The organism is Micropepsis pineolensis (genome assembly GCF_055392125.1).
In genome coordinates this window covers 2571493-2586603 of record NZ_AP042408.1, presented here as the reverse complement: position 1 = coordinate 2586603, position 15111 = coordinate 2571493, and the positions used below count along the sequence as shown (strand labels likewise).

Genomic DNA, 15111 nt, shown 5'->3' with positions numbered 1-15111 from the left:
CATGGCGGGTAAAATTAACCGTCCGCCGCCACCGCCGGGCTATTATATCGAGGCTGTGCAGTGCCTGTGCCGTGTTCCGCTGGCGACGCTGCGGCGCTGGTATCGCAGGCGCTGGTTCTATCGTCGCCTGCTTAAAGGCCAGCTGTGCGATACCCTGGCGCTGGCACCCAATGATGTCGCCCCGCGCCGTCTGGACGATGCCAACGCACTGCTCAAGGGGCGCTTTACCTTTGGTGGCGAGACGGTCGAGGCCATCGGCAGTTCGGTGTTCGATTATCAGGCACCGTCGCTGTCCTGGGCGGAAGAGTTGCATGCCTTTGCCTGGTTGCCGCCGCTGGCTGCGGCCGGTGGCGAGCCCGCCCGTAAAATGGCGACCAGCCTGATTGCCCAGTGGCTGCATCGCTATCCACGCTATTGCGAACCGGCCTATCGCCCGCACATTCTGGCCCGTCGCCTGATCCGTATTTTTGCCCATAGCCGCTTTACCATTGCCAATTCCGATCTGATGTGGCGTTCGCAGCTGTTTGTCAGCCTGCGCGAACAGACCCGGCTGTTGGCCCGTATCATTCTGGAGGCACCCGATGGTGTGCCACGGTTTGAGACGGCGGTGGCGGTGGCGCTGTCTGGTCTGTGTCTGGACGATGGCGGTAATATCCGGCGGCTGACGCTGGGGCTGACCCGGCTGCAGGCGGAGATTATCCGCCAGATTCTGCCAGATGGCGGCCATATCAGCCGCAGCCCTGAGGCTTTGGCTGAGATCTATCGGCTTCTGGTCATGCTGCGCGAGGCCCTGGCGGCCCGCGGGGTTGAGCGGCCGGACTTCATGCGCATCGCGATGGAGCGTATGGCGCCGATGATCCGCTTCTTCCGCCATGGTGACGGGGCGCTGGCTCTGTTCAATGGCGGGGCGGAAAGCGATCCGCGCACCATCAGCTGGCTGTTGTCGCAGGATGACGCCCGCGCCAAGCCGCCGTTGCAGGCCCATCATTCCGGCTATCACCGCCTGAGCGCCGGTCACACCCTGGCGCTGGTCGAGTGCGGTCGGGTGCCGCCCGGGGTGTTCTCGGGGCGCGCCCATGCCGGTTGCCTCAGTTTCGAGCTGAGCTCGGGTGCCCAACGCATCGTGGTCAATTGCGGCACGGCGGGTGGGGCAGGGTACACGTCGTGGGAAGATGTGCTGAAATCTACCGCCGCCCATTCTGCGGTGACACTGGCCAATACCTCGTCGGCGCAGGTGCTGCAGCCGGGCTGGCTGCGCCGGACACTGGGTCCCCGGCTCTATCGCGGGCCGGTTCGTACCGTTTCCCAACGTGGCGAGAGCGTGCGTGGCTGGACGGTTTCGGCCGGGCATGACGGTTATACCCGCGCCTTTGGCGTGGCGATCGAGCGCGAACTGACCCTGTCACAGCAGGGCTTGGCGTTGACCGGGGTTGATCGTATTCTGCCAGCGCGTAAGCCGCGTGCGGCGGGGTTTGTCGTACGCTTTCATATCCATCCCGATGTGCGCCTGTCACGGGCGCAAAGCGGCGATGTCCTGCTGAAACTGCCTAATGGCGAGGGATGGCGTTTTCGCACCTCGCTGCCGGTGGCGGTGGAGGAGAGTATCTATTTCGGTGGCCCCGCCCCCCGGCGGTGCGAGCAGTTAGTACTCACTGGCGAAATGCAGGGTGCCCCGGTAGAGATCACCTGGGTGTTTGAACAGATCGGGGCTGCGTAGCATTTTCACCCCATAATAGGAGGCGATCATGGCGCAATATATTTTGCCGAAAGGCAGCCGGCCGAAAAAGGGCAAGGTCTGGGACGGGCCCAAGAACGCCGTCGGCAAAAGCGCCAAGGGCGTAAAACCCTTTCGCATCTATCGCTATGACCCGACCGAGGGCGGTAATCCGCGGATCGATACCTATTACGTCGATCTCAACGACTGCGGGCCGATGGTGCTCGATGCCCTGATTAAGATCAAAAATGAGATTGATCCGACGCTGACCTTCCGTCGTTCGTGCCGCGAGGGCGTTTGCGGTTCCTGCGCCATGAATATCGATGGCCAGAACACGCTGGCCTGCACCAAGGCGATCACCGACGTGTCCGGCCCGGTCAAGGTCTTTCCGTTGCCACATATGCCGGTGGTCAAGGATCTGGTGCCCGATCTGACCCATTTCTATGCCCAGTACGCTGCGATCATGCCCTGGCTGCAGACCCGTGACGCCCCCCCGGACGAGGAGTGGCGGCAGGCCCCTGAGGACCGCGCAGAGCTTGATGGCTTATACGAGTGCGTGTTGTGCGCCAGTTGCTCGACCGCCTGCCCGAGCTATTGGTGGAATGCCGAGCGCTATCTCGGGCCATCGGCCTTGCTGCAGGCCTACCGCTGGATCGTTGACAGCCGGGACGACATGACCGGTGAACGGCTCGACATGCTGGAAGACCCGTTCCGGCTGTATCGCTGTCACACCATCATGAACTGTACGGCGTCCTGCCCCAAAGGGCTTAATCCGGCCAAAGCCATTGCCTCGATTAAGGAAATGCTGGTTAAGCGCGGGCTTTAACTTTTATTACCATTCCGCGCCGGCCTTCCTGTCGCCGTGCGCTAACGGGACCTTTGCCAAAGGGCTTCCCCATCGTCTTAGGATGGTGCGGTGTTGGTACGGTAGTGTGTGTCAAAATAAGGCGATTAGTATCGGTGTAAATATCGTTACGTGTATCAGATACGCTTTGCACTCAAGCGGGAACATGCGAATATTCCTGCACGGCTCCCGCGCCGTGGGCGCATTTCTCACGGGTGTGACGAGCGTGATATAATGGCACAAGCGTCAAACAGGCGCTGATAATAAGAGCACGAAAATCCCTGCTTGCCCCAGGGTTTGCAGGGAGTAGCCGAAAACCATTGGTTCTGTTGTGACTAACCAGTTCAGGGATAGGAAAAAAACTATGACCAAATGGGTATATAATTTCGGAGAGAACACAGCCGACGGCGATGCCGCAATGCGCAATCTGCTCGGTGGCAAAGGTGCCAATCTGGCAGAGATGAGTAACCTCGGGCTGCCCGTACCTCCAGGCTTTACCGCAACGACGGAAGTTTGCACGTATTTCTATCAGCATGATGGTAGCTATCCATCTGATTTGACCGATCAGGTCGAACAGGCGGTCGATTTGTTGGGTAATCGCATGGGCAAATCGCTCGGTGATCCCAGCCGCCCGTTGCTGGTTTCGGTGCGTTCCGGTGCGCGTATTTCGATGCCGGGTATGATGGATACGGTGCTCAATCTTGGTCTTAATCCCGCCACCACGGAAGGGCTGGCCCGGGCGACCAACAATCGGCGTTTTGCTTATGATTCCTACCGCCGCTTCATTCAGATGTATGGCAATGTCGTGCTCGGTATCGACCATGACAAGTTCGAGGAAATCCTCGACGATGTGAAAGACGCCAAAGGTCTGATGCACGACACCGATCTGGACATCGGTGATCTGGAAGTTGTCGTTGAACGCTATAAGGCGCTGGTCAAGCAAGAGCTTGGCCGTCCGTTCCCGGATGATGTCAACGAACAGCTTTGGGGCGCCATTGGGGCCGTGTTTGGTTCCTGGCAAATTCCCCGTGCCAAGGCCTATCGTCAGCTCAATAAAATCCCGGAAGACTGGGGCACGGCCGTCAATGTGCAGGCCATGGTGTATGGCAATTTTGGTGATACATCGGCCACCGGCGTCGCCTTTACCCGCGACCCGTCAACCGGTGAAAATCTGCTCTATGGCGAATATCTCATCAACGCGCAGGGTGAGGATGTCGTCGCTGGTATTCGTACGCCACAAGATATTTCCAAGATTTATCGCGACCGCGCCCATCACGAAAATCCGTCGATGGAAGAGACGATGCCCGAGAATTATAAGCTGTTGAAAAACATCTCGGACAAGCTGGAAAGCCACTTCCACGAAATGCTGGATATGGAGTTTACCATTCAGGAAGGTAAGCTTTTTATGCTGCAATGTCGGACCGGTAAGCGGACCGCGCGGGCGGCTTTGCGCATTGCCATTGATCAGGTCAAAGAAGGGCTGATCACCAAGAAGCAGGCGCTGGCACGGATCGACCCGTCAGCGCTGGATCAACTGTTGCATCCGACACTCGATCCCAAAGCGCAGAAAATCAAGCTGGCAACGGGGTTGGCGGCATCGCCGGGTGCGGCGATTGGTGAGGTGACCTTCACGGCGTCAGAAGCCGAAGCGCGTACGGCAGAAGGCAAGGACGTCATTTTAGTGCGCACCGAAACCAGCCCGGAAGATATCAAAGGTATGCATGCGGCCAAAGGTATTCTGACCGCGCGTGGTGGTATGACCAGCCATGCGGCCGTTGTGGCCCGTGGTATGGGGCGGCCGTGTGTAGCCGGTGCGGGCGAATTGCGCATCAACGCAGATGCCGGTTTGATCAACATCGGCGAGATCGTGGTTAAGCGTGGCGACATCATCACCCTCGATGGGTCGACCGGCCATGTTTACAAGGGGCGGGTGGCGTTACAGCAGCCCGAAATGACCGACGATTTCAAAACCCTGATGCTGTGGTCGGATGAAGTCCGTACACTGAAAGTATTCACCAACGCCGATACGCCTGAAGATGCCGAAACGGCAATTGGCTTCGGTGCGCAGGGGGTTGGTTTGTGCCGTACCGAGCATATGTTCTTTAATGCGGATCGTATCATTGCAGTACGACAGATGATTCTCGCCGAATCACTGGAAGAACGTGAAAAGGCTCTGGCCAAGCTGTTGCCAATGCAACGTAGTGATTTTGAAGGCATTTTCCGTGCGATGAACGGGTTAACGGTCATCATTCGGTTGCTTGATCCGCCGCTGCATGAATTTGTTCCGCATAAGGAAGAAGAGTTCGTTGCGGTTGCGGCTGCTGCGGGTGTGTCGGTTGAGAAGCTCAAAGCCAAATGTAATGCGCTACAGGAAATGAACCCGATGCTGGGTCACCGTGGTTGCCGGTTGGGTATCACCTATCCGGAAATTACCGCGATGCAGGCGAGGGCCATTCTTGAAGCCGCACTCAATGTCGAAGCCGATGGTGGCGATGTCCATGCCGAGATCATGATCCCGGTGGTGGCCTTCAAAGCCGAGCTCGATTTCGCCAAATCGGTGATCGATAAAGTGGCGGTGGCGGTAAAACAGGAACGCGGAAAACTCCCGAAATATAAGGTCGGAACGATGATCGAGTTGCCGCGCGCCGCTTTGCGCGCGGGTGATCTGGCCGAGACGGCGGAGTTCTTCTCGTTCGGTACCAATGATCTGACGCAAACAACATTGGGTGTCAGCCGTGATGATGCTGGTCCGTTCCTGACCGAGTATCAGGTCAAGGGTTTGTTGATGCACGATCCGTTCGTCACCATCGATCGTGATGGTGTTGGCGAGCTGATAAAAATTGCAGCGGAACGCGGTCGTAAAACGCGTCCTGATATCTCGATTGGTATTTGTGGCGAGCATGGTGGTGATCCTGAATCGATTATGTTGTGTCAGGAAGCTGGCTTGAATTACGTCTCTTGCTCACCCTATCGTGTACCTGTTGCACGCCTTGCCGCGGCGCAAGCGGCGTTAAAATCGCAAAAAGACCTCAATTAATAATGCTTGCAATTCGCTTATAACTTGAATGGGAACCCCGGCAAATGCCGGGATTCCCTATGTTTTTCAGTGTTTTGCGTGACGCAGTGTCACGCGGTAAGATTTTTTTGTTTGACGATGACGAATTTCTTGGCCAAAAACAGCCTTGAAAACAGTAGGAGTTGTGAGCCATTGGGAGTTTTACACCGGACTTACGTTTCTCAATCCGTGGAGAGTAAGACCCTATGACCAAGAAACGCAGTGAAGCTCTTCGGCGTTCAGACAAGATCCTCGTTGGTGCTCTGGCCATGGTGTTGGCAGCTGCCAGCGCGGCAGTCGGGGCTACGGCCGCATATCATCCGAGTGCGGATAATTCCCGTTCTGCCCCCGCCGTTTCGCCGGCAGCTATGGTGTTACAGAATGCCGATGCCAATCAGGTGCGCGCCGCAATGCCGGCGATGGCCAATGATGCGTCGGCCAATGCCGTGCCGCTGGAACGGACAAACTTTGCCTCGGCCGCCGAGAACAAAGTGCTTGAGAATTTATTGAAGGAACATCGTTGCCTGTCTGAAGCGTTGTATTACGAAGCCCGCGGTGAAGGTGATCGTGGGCAGAAGGCGGTGGCGGAAGTGATCTTCCATCGTTTGCGCACTGGCAACTATGGTCATTCAATTTGTGCCGTGGTCTATGAGGGCGCCTATAAACCGGGCTGCCAGTTCTCGTTCACCTGTAACGGCATGATCGGTCAAAAGAAGAACGCATCGGTGTGGATGAATTCGCAGCTTCTTGCCGCGAAGATTCTAACCAACGAAGAGCATCTTAACGATATCACCGGGGGCGCCACCAGCTACCACGCTATTTCGGTACAACCGGATTGGGCTGGCTATCTCACCCGTACGGTGCAGATTGGTAACCACGTGTTTTACAAACACGCTTACGGTTCGCGGGCGATGTAGTCATCCGCCAATATCAGATACGAAAACGCCGCCCACTGGGCGGCGTTTTTTTATTGATCTGTATACGTCTTAAAATTATTTGCCGGCCCATTTTTGCGCCGCTTCCGCAATGCGCTTGCCATAGGCGGCGGCAGTCTTCTTGTCGGATGCGGTCGGGCCGACATCGGGGCCCGCATCGGCCGGGCTTTGCGCCATCGCCCCAATCGATCCGCCTAAGCGGTTAAGATCTTCCGGCGAGCCTTTGGTGTTGTTATTGCCGCCTGGCTGGTTGAGCGATACCCACAGCATGCCCTGCTGGGCGGCATAGGTGAACAACTGGATCAGCGTGGTCTGCTTGTCACCGTTCTGGCTGGCAGAGTTGGTGAAGCCGCCCGCCAGTTTGTTGGCCCAGCCGCGTGTGGCATAGGTTTTCGACGAGGCATCCATGAAGGCTTTGAACTGATAGGGGACTGAGCCCATATAGGTCGGTGCACCAAAAATAATGGCATCGGCGTTGGTCAGTTCTTCAATAATGGGGCTGAAATCCTGGGTGGCGCTTTCAATGCGGTACAGCTTGGCCTCGACCCCGGCGGCCGTGGACGCGCCTTCGGCAACGGCCTTGGCCTGTTCGTGGGTGTGGCCGTAGCCGGAATAATAAACCACTGCAACTTTCGTCATGAAACTGCCTTTCGTGTGCGTATGTAACAGACTTTGTTACATATAACCTGTGTCGGTAATTTCAAGCTAATGAGTAGGTTTTTTTGCAATGCGGATTTTGGTGGCGCTTTGTGGCTTGAACGGCCCTGCTGGCTGGGGGCGCAGCGCTTTGGCCCGTGGGGCCCAGCCGGTAAGATAGACAATGTCAAAGGTGGCCGCAAAACGCCCGTCTACACTGAAACGTTGGGCATAGAATGCCTGTGTGGCGGCCCAGATGGTGCGGGTGAAGGCTTTCGGGGTGGGGGCGGCCAGATAGCCGGTCTCGCCCATGCTGCGTAAGTCTGCCATCAGCGTACCAAGCGCGCGATAGCGCACGGTGGTGCGCTCAGAATCGGCGATTGGCATGGTAAATTTGGCCCGCTGCAGCAGTTTGCCCAGATCGGGCACCTCGGCAAAGGGGGCTATGCGGCGGATGGCGGCCCCGCTGGTGGCGATTTCGCCTTCGGCCAAAGTCTCGCGCAGCTCTTGCAGGGTTTGGCCGCCAAACAGTGCGGCCAGGAACAACCCGTCGGGTTTGAGGCGCTGGCGAATTTGGGCCAGCGCACCGGGCAGGTCGTTGAGGCTGTGCAGATCGAGCAGGCTGACGATCAGGTCGAATTCCCCTTCCGCCTGTAGGGCCTCGTGGCTGTCAAAGCTGCCCGGCTGCCAGCTGTCGGCAAAGGCGGCGATTTCGGCTGTCCAACCCTTTTGCCAGCCCCCCAGATGAAGCCCGCGGGTAAAATGCCGTGTGGTGGGGATCAGTCGGTCGGCAATACCTTCGGCCGCCTCGCGCCATAAAACGGGCGGTTCGGTATTGAGCCGGGCCATGGCACGGGCGCGCTGACGGACGCGACGCACGGAATCGAAGATGGGCTCTAATGTCCTGTGGGCTGACTCGGTCATAACGGCTAAGATAGCAAGACGAGAGGTGGGCGCAATTGAGCAGTCTGCAAAACCCGTCGCAAAATTGGTCCCGGGGGCTGGGCGGTGCCAGCCTGTATGACTTTGCTCAGGCTCTGGTTCGTCTGATCTTTCCGCCCCAATGTCTGATTTGCGGCACGCCGGTGGAAAATCGCGCCAGCCTGTGCCCGGATTGCTGGAAAGAAGTCCATTTTCTCGACGGTCCGGTCTGCGCGGTGTGCGGGCTACCCTTCGATGTTGATCCGGGCGCGGCGGCGGTGTGTGGGGCCTGTCTGGCCCATCCGCCAGCCTTTGCCATGGCCCGGGCCGTGCTGCGCTATGACGATGCCAGTAAGGCACCGATTCTGGCGTTGAAACATGCCGACCGGCTCGATCTGGCCCCGATGCTGGCGCACTGGATGCTGCGCAGCGGACAGGATTTGATCGATACCGCCGATATGATTGTGCCGGTGCCGCTGCACCCCATGCGGCTCTGGCGACGGCGTTATAACCAGGCGGCGGAACTGGCCCGTTTTATCGCTCGCCAGAGTGGACGGATCTATGCGCCCTTACTGTTGCAGCGGCGGCGGGCGACCAAAAGTCAGGGCGAGATGCCCTCGGCCAAGGCTAGAAGGCGCAATGTTCGTGGGGCTTTTGTGGTGCCCGTGGTCCATCGTGCCGCGGTGCAGGGCCGTCATATTCTACTGATTGATGATGTTTTAACCACCGGGGCAACGGTTGATGCCTGCGCCCGGGCGCTGAAATGGGCTGGTGCTGAAAAAGTATCGGTGCTGGCGGTGGCGCGCGTTGTCCGCACCCCCGAGGGTATTATATAAGCTCATGTGTCAACAAAGGTTAGGATGCTATGGCGAATATCAAGATCTACACCACCCGCGTGTGCCCCTATTGCGTGCGCGCCAAGTCGTTGTTTGCCAAGAAGGGCGTCGCGTATGAGGAAGTCGATGTTTCCGATGATGCCGCTTTGCGCGAATCCATGACCCAGCAAGCCGGTGGTCGCCGTACGGTGCCGCAGATTTTCATCAACGATCAGCATATCGGCGGTTGCGACGATCTCTACGCCCTCGACAAGGCTGGCGGTCTTGATCCCCTTCTGGCGCAATGACGGAATTTCGCGCGGCCTGTTTGCAGATGAATTCCGGCGCTGACCGCGCCGGGAATTTCGATTCGCTCTACACTCTGGCGCATGAAGCCCGGGCGGCGGGGGCCGAGTTCCTCGCCACACCGGAAAATACCCTGCTGATGGCCCCCGATCCGGATACCAAGCTGGCGCAGAGCTTTTCCGAAAGCGATGATACGCTGCTGCCTAAGGTGGTTGCCCTGGCGACCGAGTTGCGCGTCTGGCTGCTAATCGGTTCGCTGGCGATCAAAATCCGCCCCGATAAAACCGTCAACCGCAGCCTGCTGATTGCCCCTGACGGGCAGATCGTGGCCCGCTACGATAAAATCCATCTGTTCGATGTCAGCCTGCCTTCGGGCGAGCGCTATCGCGAATCAAACACGGTCGAAAGTGGCGCGCGGGCGGTGAACACGCGTCTGCCGTGGGGCCGGGTGGGCTTTTCGATTTGCTATGACGTGCGGTTTCCGCAGCTTTATCGCACGCTGGGGCAGGCCGGGGCGATTTTTATCACCGTACCGGCGGCCTTCACCAAAACCACCGGCAGTGCCCACTGGCATGTGCTGCTCAGGGCCCGCGCCATTGAAACCGGCTCTTTCATTATTGCCCCGGCGCAATGCGGCAGCCATCCGGGCGGGCGGCAAACCTATGGCCATTCGTTGATTGTTTCGCCCTGGGGCGAGGTGCTGGCCGAGGGGGGCGAAAGCCCCGGCGTCATCATGGCCGACATCAATCCGGCCCTGGCTTATGACGCGCGTGCACGGGTGCCGAGTTTGATCGGCGACCGGGCTTTTCTGTGATCTGGGTGCGAACGCATGTGGGTATGGAGTTGTTCACCGCAACATGTAATCCCCCCTTGCGCCAGACGGCCATTACCCCCATTTTTATAGCATGATCGTCTATAACCTCACTTGCGACCACGGCCATGAGTTCGAGGCGTGGTTCGCCTCCAGTACCGCGTTCGATGAGCAGTCGAGCGGCGGCAATGTACTGTGCCCGTTCTGTAGTAGCCATCAGGTCGAAAAATCGGTGATGGCACCGGCCTTATCCGGGGCGAAAAAGCCCAGCCTCAATGCCGATGAAATGCACAAGATACGCAAACTGGTGGCGGGCGTGCGCAAATATGTCCTCGATAATGGCGAGGATGTCGGCCAACGCTTTCCCGAAGAAGCCCGCGCCATTCATTACGGCGACAAGGAAATGCGCCAGATCTATGGCGAGGCGACGCTGGAGGAGGCCGCCGATCTGGCCGAGGAGGGCATTGATGTTCTGCCCCTGCCGCCGGATCTCGATGAAGTGGCCAACTGAAAATCATCCGTGGAATGTGCCGGATAGCACAAGGGGCGCCAAATGCGCCCCTTGTTCGTATTTGGCTGATGAGCCGGGAAATTATCCGCGCAGCCGTTTGGCCGCATCGACGGCAAAATAGGTCAGAATGCCATTGGCGCCGGCGCGTTTGAATGCCATCAGGCTTTCCAGAATGATGCGGTCAGGATCCAGAAAGCCAGCATTCATCGCTGCCATCAGCATGGCGTACTCGCCTGACACCTGATAGCTGAACGTCGGCATGTGGAAGGTGGCTTTGACCCGCGCCAGCACATCCAGATAGGGCATGCCGGGTTTGACCATCACCATATCGGCGCCTTCGCTAATATCGAGGGCCACCTCGCGTAAGGCTTCGTCGGTATTGGCCGGGTCCATCTGATAGGTGCGCTTGTCACCGATCAGCGCTTTGGACGAGCCGACGGCATCGCGGAACGGGCCGTAAAACGCTGACGCATATTTGGCGGCATAGGCCATGATCATCGTGTTTTTGTGGCCGTGGCTTTCCAGTGCGGCGCGGATGGCACCGATGCGCCCGTCCATCATGTCGGAAGGGGCGATGATATCACAGCCGGCTTCGACCTGAGCGAGGGCTTGTTTGATCAGTACCTCGACGGATTCGTCGTTAACGACATAATCGCCTTCGATCAGTCCGTCATGGCCGTGGGTGGTGAACGGGTCGAGTGCCACATCGCACAGAATACCGATCTGCGGCACCGCCTTTTTGATGGCGCGGGTGGCGCGGCAGATCAAATTATCGGGATTATAGGCTTCGCGCCCGTCGGCGGTTTTACGTGCCGGGTCGGTATGGGGGAACAGGGCGATAACCGGAATGCCCAGATCGGCCGCTTCCCTGGCGGCTTCCACGGCTTTGTCGACGCTGTAGCGCAATACGCCCGGCATGGTTGCGACAGCTTCAGTTTTGTTTTCACCATCGATGATGAAAATCGGCCAGATAAAATCCGCTGCGGACAGTGTGTTTTCAGCGCACAGCGCGCGTGACCAGGATTGGGCACGCGTGCGACGCATGCGAATGGCGGGAAACTCAGGCGAAACTGCAGACATTATCGACAAGTTCCTTTTGCAAATGGGCGGCCTAAAAGGGGGAAACGGCCAGTTTGAGGATTTTGCCTTAAACTATAATCCTAACGCGGGGCGCGGCAATGCATCGATTGACGTGGAGGCCGCCTATTCCTAAAGCTTGAGATAACAGGACGGTACATGATGGATGACATTCTCTTCGAACGTCGCGGCGCAGCCGGGATTATCACGCTCAATCGCCCCAAGGTGCTCAATGCCCTTAACCATGGCATGATCCGGTCCTTACGCGAGGCGCTGGATGCGTGGGGGGATGATGACTCGATCGGCGCGGTGATTTTGTGTGGTGAAGGCGAACGGGCTTTCTGCGCCGGCGGTGATATCCGCATGTTCCATGCCTCGGCCGTGGCCGGGGATCGGGCGGCGGAAGATTTTTGGTTCGATGAATATTCGCTGATTTCCTATATCCATCATTATCACAAGCCGCATCTGGCCTTGCTGCATGGCATTACCATGGGCGGCGGGCTTGGCATTGCCGTGCCGGGCACTTTCCGCGTTGGGGCGGAAAATCTGGTCTGTGCAATGCCCGAGACCGGCATTGGTTTCTTCCCCGATGTCGGGGCCAGCTATTTCCTGTCGCGGGCACCGGGGCTGACCGGGCTCTACATGGCGATGAGCGGGGCGCGCGCCAAACAGGCTGATGCGCTGTATCTTGGTCTGATCACCCATGTGCTGCCACAGAAGAAATGGCCAGATTTTATTGATGCACTGGCCAGCGGTGACGAGGTTGGCGATCTGTTGCGCCGTGCCCGCAGCGCCGGGTTGGAATCGGCCATCGAAAAACAGCGCGGTGTGATTGATGCGGCTTTTGCGGCCCCCACTGTCGAAGGGGTGCTCAGTGCGCTGGATCGCAACAACACGTCGTTTGCCCGTGAAACGGCGGCCATGATCCGGTCGCGTTCGCCCTTGTCGGTCAAGGTGGCGTTCCATGCCTGGCACGCCGGCCGTACGCTCGATTTCGATGCCTGCATGCAGATGGAATACCGGGTGGCCTGCCGGATAAAGCGTTTGCCTGACTTCCGCGAAGGTATTCGGGCAACCGTTATTGATAAGGATAATAATCCTAAATGGGCTGCGGCGCCGGATGCGGTGACCGATGCTGAAGTCGAAGCCTGTTTTGCACCGTTACCAGAAGGTGAGTTGGCCGTGTCTTCTTAAGGGGCCATTACCTACTTTCATTGTTAGATGTTGGGATGTATTTTAATAGTGATTGCAGTATATTATATTCTCCTTTTATGAATATCATAGTTCTCTTCTCAGGTAATTTTACATATCGTTAACGGGTGCCGAACTACACATTTTCTTAATTACGTCGGGTGGATTCTGGCGGGACTTAAGATTCTGACGGGATTGAATTGTATCGGGGCTGATTGTGACGGACTGGGGAACAGGAAGTAATACGATGAATGCAGTGGCAAATGCGCAGACGCAGACGTCAAACGATCCGGAAGCTGAGCGCCCGCCGAAGAGCCCGTATTTTGAGATGTTGAATTTGGTGGAGCGTTTGCATCGCCAGTTGCTCGACGTCATCAAGGACGAGCTCGACCGTCGTGAGGAACGCGAGATTAACAGCGTTCAGGCGTTGCTTTTGTTTAACGTCGGGGATCAGGAATTGTCGGCGGGGGAATTGCGTTCCCGTGGCCATTATCTTGGCTCGAACGTCTCCTATAATCTGAAAAAGCTGGTTGATCTGGGCTATGTGCACCATTCGCGTTCCGAAACGGACCGCCGCTCGGTGCTGGTACGCCTGACCCGCAAGGGGGAACTGGTGCGTGACATGTTACGCGAACTGTTCCAGCGCCATCTCGGTTCGTTGGAAACGGTTGGCAATGTCACCGACGGGGATCTTGATGGACTGAATACCAGCCTGAAGCGGGTTGAACGATTCTGGATCGATCAGGTGCGTTTCCGTCTTTAAGCCTGGCTTTACGTGCCTGGGGCCGCATGTTTTACGGCTCTTGTCGCACGTAGAGAGGTTTTGCGATTCTTATTTCAGGTCTTTTATCTGCCGGTTTTCCCTTGGGGGCTGGCGTGTAGCGGCAGCGCGTTGCGATAAAAAATATCGGACGCGCTGTTTTTTTATGCGTTTTGAGGTTTGTGATCGTGCAATCGGTGTAATTGGGCGTTTTTGACGCAAATCGGATGGATCGTTGGCAGACGCTGGTCTAATGTGCCGCCAGACTTGTGAGCTAACGCGGCTCGCTCCCTTCAGGATGAGAGACGGATACATGGTTTATCACTATCTTTCGCGGTTTCAGGAGGCCCTTGCCGGTTTGAAGCGCGAGGGGCGCTATCGGGTTTTTGCCGATCTGGTGCGTAGACGCGGCAATTTCCCGGCGGCCGATCATTTTACCAGTGGTGGCACCCGCCCGATCACGGTGTGGTGCAGCAACGATTACCTTGGTATGGGACAGCATCCTGACGTGATTGCCGCCATGCATGCGGCGCTGGATAAAGCCGGCGCGGGCGCGGGCGGTACGCGTAATATTTCCGGCACCACGCATTATCATATCGAGCTGGAGCATGAGCTCGCCGATCTGCATGGCAAGGAAGCGGCGCTGACTTTTACGTCCGGCTATGCCTCCAACGATACCACGCTGTCGACGCTGTACCGGCTGCTGCCCGGGCTGATCATCTTCTCAGACGAGCTTAACCATGCCTCGATGATCGAGGGGATCCGTCGCGGCCATGGTGAAAAGCGCATATTCCGCCATAATGATCTGGCCCATCTTGAAGAACTGCTGCGCGAGGCCGATCCGGCTGCGCCCAAGCTGATTGCCTTCGAGGCGGTGTATTCGATGGATGGCGATTTCGGCCCGACCCATGCGATCTGCGATCTGGCAGAAAAGTATGGCTGCATGACCTATATCGACGAAGTCCATGCCGTCGGTCTGTATGGGCCCCGCGGTGCCGGTGTGGCGGCGCGTGATGGTGCGATGGACCGCATCGACATCGTCGAAGGCACGCTGGCCAAGGCGTTTGGTCTGATGGGGGGCTATATCACCGGCAAGACCGAAGTGATCGATGCAATCCGTTCTTTTGGTCCCGGGTTTATCTTCTCGACGTCTCTTGCTCCGGTGCTGGCGGCGGGTGCAATTGCCAGTATTCGTCATCTCAAAGGAAGTGATGTTGAACGCAAGGCGCTGCATGCCAATGCCGCCAGGCTGAAGGGGCTGCTGCAGGATGCTGGTATCCCGATGATCAATTCGCCGAGCCATGTTGTGCCGGTGATGGTCGGTGATGCCGCCAAGTGCAAATCGGTCGCCGATGCCTTGCTGAACGACCACGGGATCTATGTTCAGCCGGTTAATTTCCCCACCGTGCCGCGCGGTACCGAGCGTTTACGCTTTACCCCGTCGCCGGTGCATACGCCCGAGATGATGAAGATGTTGGTCGATGCGCTGGACGTTGTCTGGAACACCCACCATTTGCCACGGGTGAGCTAAAGCA

At 57.7% G+C, this 15111-nt stretch carries 14 protein-coding genes; 11 read left to right on the top strand and 3 right to left on the bottom strand.

The window, feature by feature from the left end:
* Nucleotide 1: 1 nt before the first annotated feature.
* The 4 genes from ACZ5RI_RS11485 (at nt 2) to ACZ5RI_RS11470 (ending at nt 6530) form a co-directional block, all read left to right on the top strand.
* Nucleotides 2–1717, top strand: a complete 1716-nt coding sequence (locus ACZ5RI_RS11485; protein WP_464513318.1) for a heparinase II/III family protein — start codon at nt 2–4, stop codon at nt 1715–1717.
* A 28-nt stretch (nt 1718–1745) separates the two neighbouring features.
* Nucleotides 1746–2540, top strand: a complete 795-nt coding sequence (locus tag ACZ5RI_RS11480) for a succinate dehydrogenase iron-sulfur subunit (protein ID WP_464513317.1) — start codon at nt 1746–1748, stop codon at nt 2538–2540.
* 382 nt (nt 2541–2922) lie between these two features.
* Nucleotides 2923–5595, top strand: a complete 2673-nt coding sequence (gene ppdK, locus ACZ5RI_RS11475; protein WP_464513316.1) for a pyruvate, phosphate dikinase — start codon at nt 2923–2925, stop codon at nt 5593–5595.
* Between the two features lie 224 nt (nt 5596–5819).
* Nucleotides 5820–6530: a cell wall hydrolase gene (locus ACZ5RI_RS11470; protein ID WP_464513315.1), complete on the top strand. Its 711-nt coding sequence runs from the start codon at nt 5820–5822 to the stop codon at nt 6528–6530.
* A gap of 75 nt (nt 6531–6605) precedes the next feature.
* Here ACZ5RI_RS11470 and ACZ5RI_RS11465 read toward each other — a convergent pair whose 3' ends face one another.
* Both ACZ5RI_RS11465 and ACZ5RI_RS11460 read right to left on the bottom strand, forming a co-directional pair.
* A complete protein-coding gene (locus ACZ5RI_RS11465; protein WP_464513314.1) occupies nt 6606–7187 on the bottom strand; it encodes a flavodoxin family protein in 582 nt (193 codons plus the stop codon).
* 66 nt (nt 7188–7253) lie between these two features.
* Entirely contained in the window at nt 7254–8108 is an 855-nt protein-coding gene (locus ACZ5RI_RS11460; protein ID WP_464513313.1) for a methyltransferase domain-containing protein, read from the bottom strand.
* A 35-nt stretch (nt 8109–8143) separates the two neighbouring features.
* Between ACZ5RI_RS11460 and ACZ5RI_RS11455 the strand changes: the two genes are divergently transcribed.
* The 4 genes from ACZ5RI_RS11455 (at nt 8144) to ACZ5RI_RS11440 (ending at nt 10548) form a co-directional block, all read left to right on the top strand.
* Entirely contained in the window at nt 8144–8941 is a 798-nt protein-coding gene (locus tag ACZ5RI_RS11455) for a double zinc ribbon domain-containing protein (protein ID WP_464513312.1), read from the top strand.
* A 29-nt stretch (nt 8942–8970) separates the two neighbouring features.
* Nucleotides 8971–9228 (top strand): glutaredoxin 3, encoded by a 258-nt coding sequence (gene grxC / locus ACZ5RI_RS11450; protein ID WP_464513309.1) that lies wholly within the window; start codon nt 8971–8973, stop codon nt 9226–9228.
* On the top strand, nt 9225–10040 hold the full coding sequence (locus ACZ5RI_RS11445) for a carbon-nitrogen hydrolase family protein (protein WP_464513304.1): 816 nt from the start codon (nt 9225–9227) through the stop codon (nt 10038–10040). Before grxC ends, ACZ5RI_RS11445 begins: the two co-directional genes overlap by 4 nt.
* Nucleotides 10041–10131: 91 nt before the next feature.
* On the top strand, nt 10132–10548 hold the full coding sequence (locus ACZ5RI_RS11440) for a DUF1178 family protein (RefSeq protein WP_464513300.1): 417 nt from the start codon (nt 10132–10134) through the stop codon (nt 10546–10548).
* An 81-nt stretch (nt 10549–10629) separates the two neighbouring features.
* Here the strand turns inward: ACZ5RI_RS11440 and hemB are convergent, their stop codons facing one another.
* Nucleotides 10630–11628, bottom strand: coding sequence for a porphobilinogen synthase (gene hemB, locus ACZ5RI_RS11435; RefSeq protein ID WP_464513295.1), 999 nt, complete (start codon nt 11626–11628; stop codon nt 10630–10632).
* Between the two features lie 156 nt (nt 11629–11784).
* Here hemB and ACZ5RI_RS11430 point away from each other — a divergent pair, with 156 nt between their 5' ends.
* From ACZ5RI_RS11430 to hemA, 3 genes are all read left to right on the top strand, one after another.
* The gene (locus ACZ5RI_RS11430; protein WP_464513290.1) at nt 11785–12819 is read left to right on the top strand and encodes an enoyl-CoA hydratase/isomerase family protein; all 1035 of its coding nucleotides are present in this window, start codon (nt 11785–11787) and stop codon (nt 12817–12819) included.
* Nucleotides 12820–13063: 244 nt separating this feature from the next.
* A complete protein-coding gene (locus ACZ5RI_RS11425) occupies nt 13064–13579 on the top strand; it encodes a MarR family winged helix-turn-helix transcriptional regulator (RefSeq protein WP_464513286.1) in 516 nt (171 codons plus the stop codon).
* Nucleotides 13580–13889: 310 nt separating this feature from the next.
* On the top strand, nt 13890–15107 hold the full coding sequence (hemA, locus tag ACZ5RI_RS11420; RefSeq protein ID WP_464513282.1) for a 5-aminolevulinate synthase: 1218 nt from the start codon (nt 13890–13892) through the stop codon (nt 15105–15107).
* Nucleotides 15108–15111: the final 4 nt, after the last annotated feature.

What these genes read in the sequence shown, in the direction of transcription:
- ACZ5RI_RS11445 (WP_464513304.1), top strand. Translation starts at nt 9,225, where the DNA reads ATGACGGAATTTCGCGCGGCCTGTTTGCAGATGAATTCCGGCGCTGAC.
- ACZ5RI_RS11460 (WP_464513313.1), bottom strand. Translation starts at nt 8,108, where the DNA reads ATGACCGAGTCAGCCCACAGGACATTAGAGCCCATCTTCGATTCCGTG.
- hemA (WP_464513282.1), top strand. Translation starts at nt 13,890, where the DNA reads ATGGTTTATCACTATCTTTCGCGGTTTCAGGAGGCCCTTGCCGGTTTG.
- grxC (WP_464513309.1), top strand. Translation starts at nt 8,971, where the DNA reads ATGGCGAATATCAAGATCTACACCACCCGCGTGTGCCCCTATTGCGTG.
- ACZ5RI_RS11485 (WP_464513318.1), top strand. Translation starts at nt 2, where the DNA reads ATGGCGGGTAAAATTAACCGTCCGCCGCCACCGCCGGGCTATTATATC.
- ACZ5RI_RS11465 (WP_464513314.1), bottom strand. Translation starts at nt 7,187, where the DNA reads ATGACGAAAGTTGCAGTGGTTTATTATTCCGGCTACGGCCACACCCAC.
- ppdK (WP_464513316.1), top strand. Translation starts at nt 2,923, where the DNA reads ATGACCAAATGGGTATATAATTTCGGAGAGAACACAGCCGACGGCGAT.
- ACZ5RI_RS11470 (WP_464513315.1), top strand. Translation starts at nt 5,820, where the DNA reads ATGACCAAGAAACGCAGTGAAGCTCTTCGGCGTTCAGACAAGATCCTC.
- ACZ5RI_RS11440 (WP_464513300.1), top strand. Translation starts at nt 10,132, where the DNA reads ATGATCGTCTATAACCTCACTTGCGACCACGGCCATGAGTTCGAGGCG.
- ACZ5RI_RS11430 (WP_464513290.1), top strand. Translation starts at nt 11,785, where the DNA reads ATGATGGATGACATTCTCTTCGAACGTCGCGGCGCAGCCGGGATTATC.
- ACZ5RI_RS11480 (WP_464513317.1), top strand. Translation starts at nt 1,746, where the DNA reads ATGGCGCAATATATTTTGCCGAAAGGCAGCCGGCCGAAAAAGGGCAAG.
- hemB (WP_464513295.1), bottom strand. Translation starts at nt 11,628, where the DNA reads ATGTCTGCAGTTTCGCCTGAGTTTCCCGCCATTCGCATGCGTCGCACG.
- ACZ5RI_RS11425 (WP_464513286.1), top strand. Translation starts at nt 13,064, where the DNA reads ATGAATGCAGTGGCAAATGCGCAGACGCAGACGTCAAACGATCCGGAA.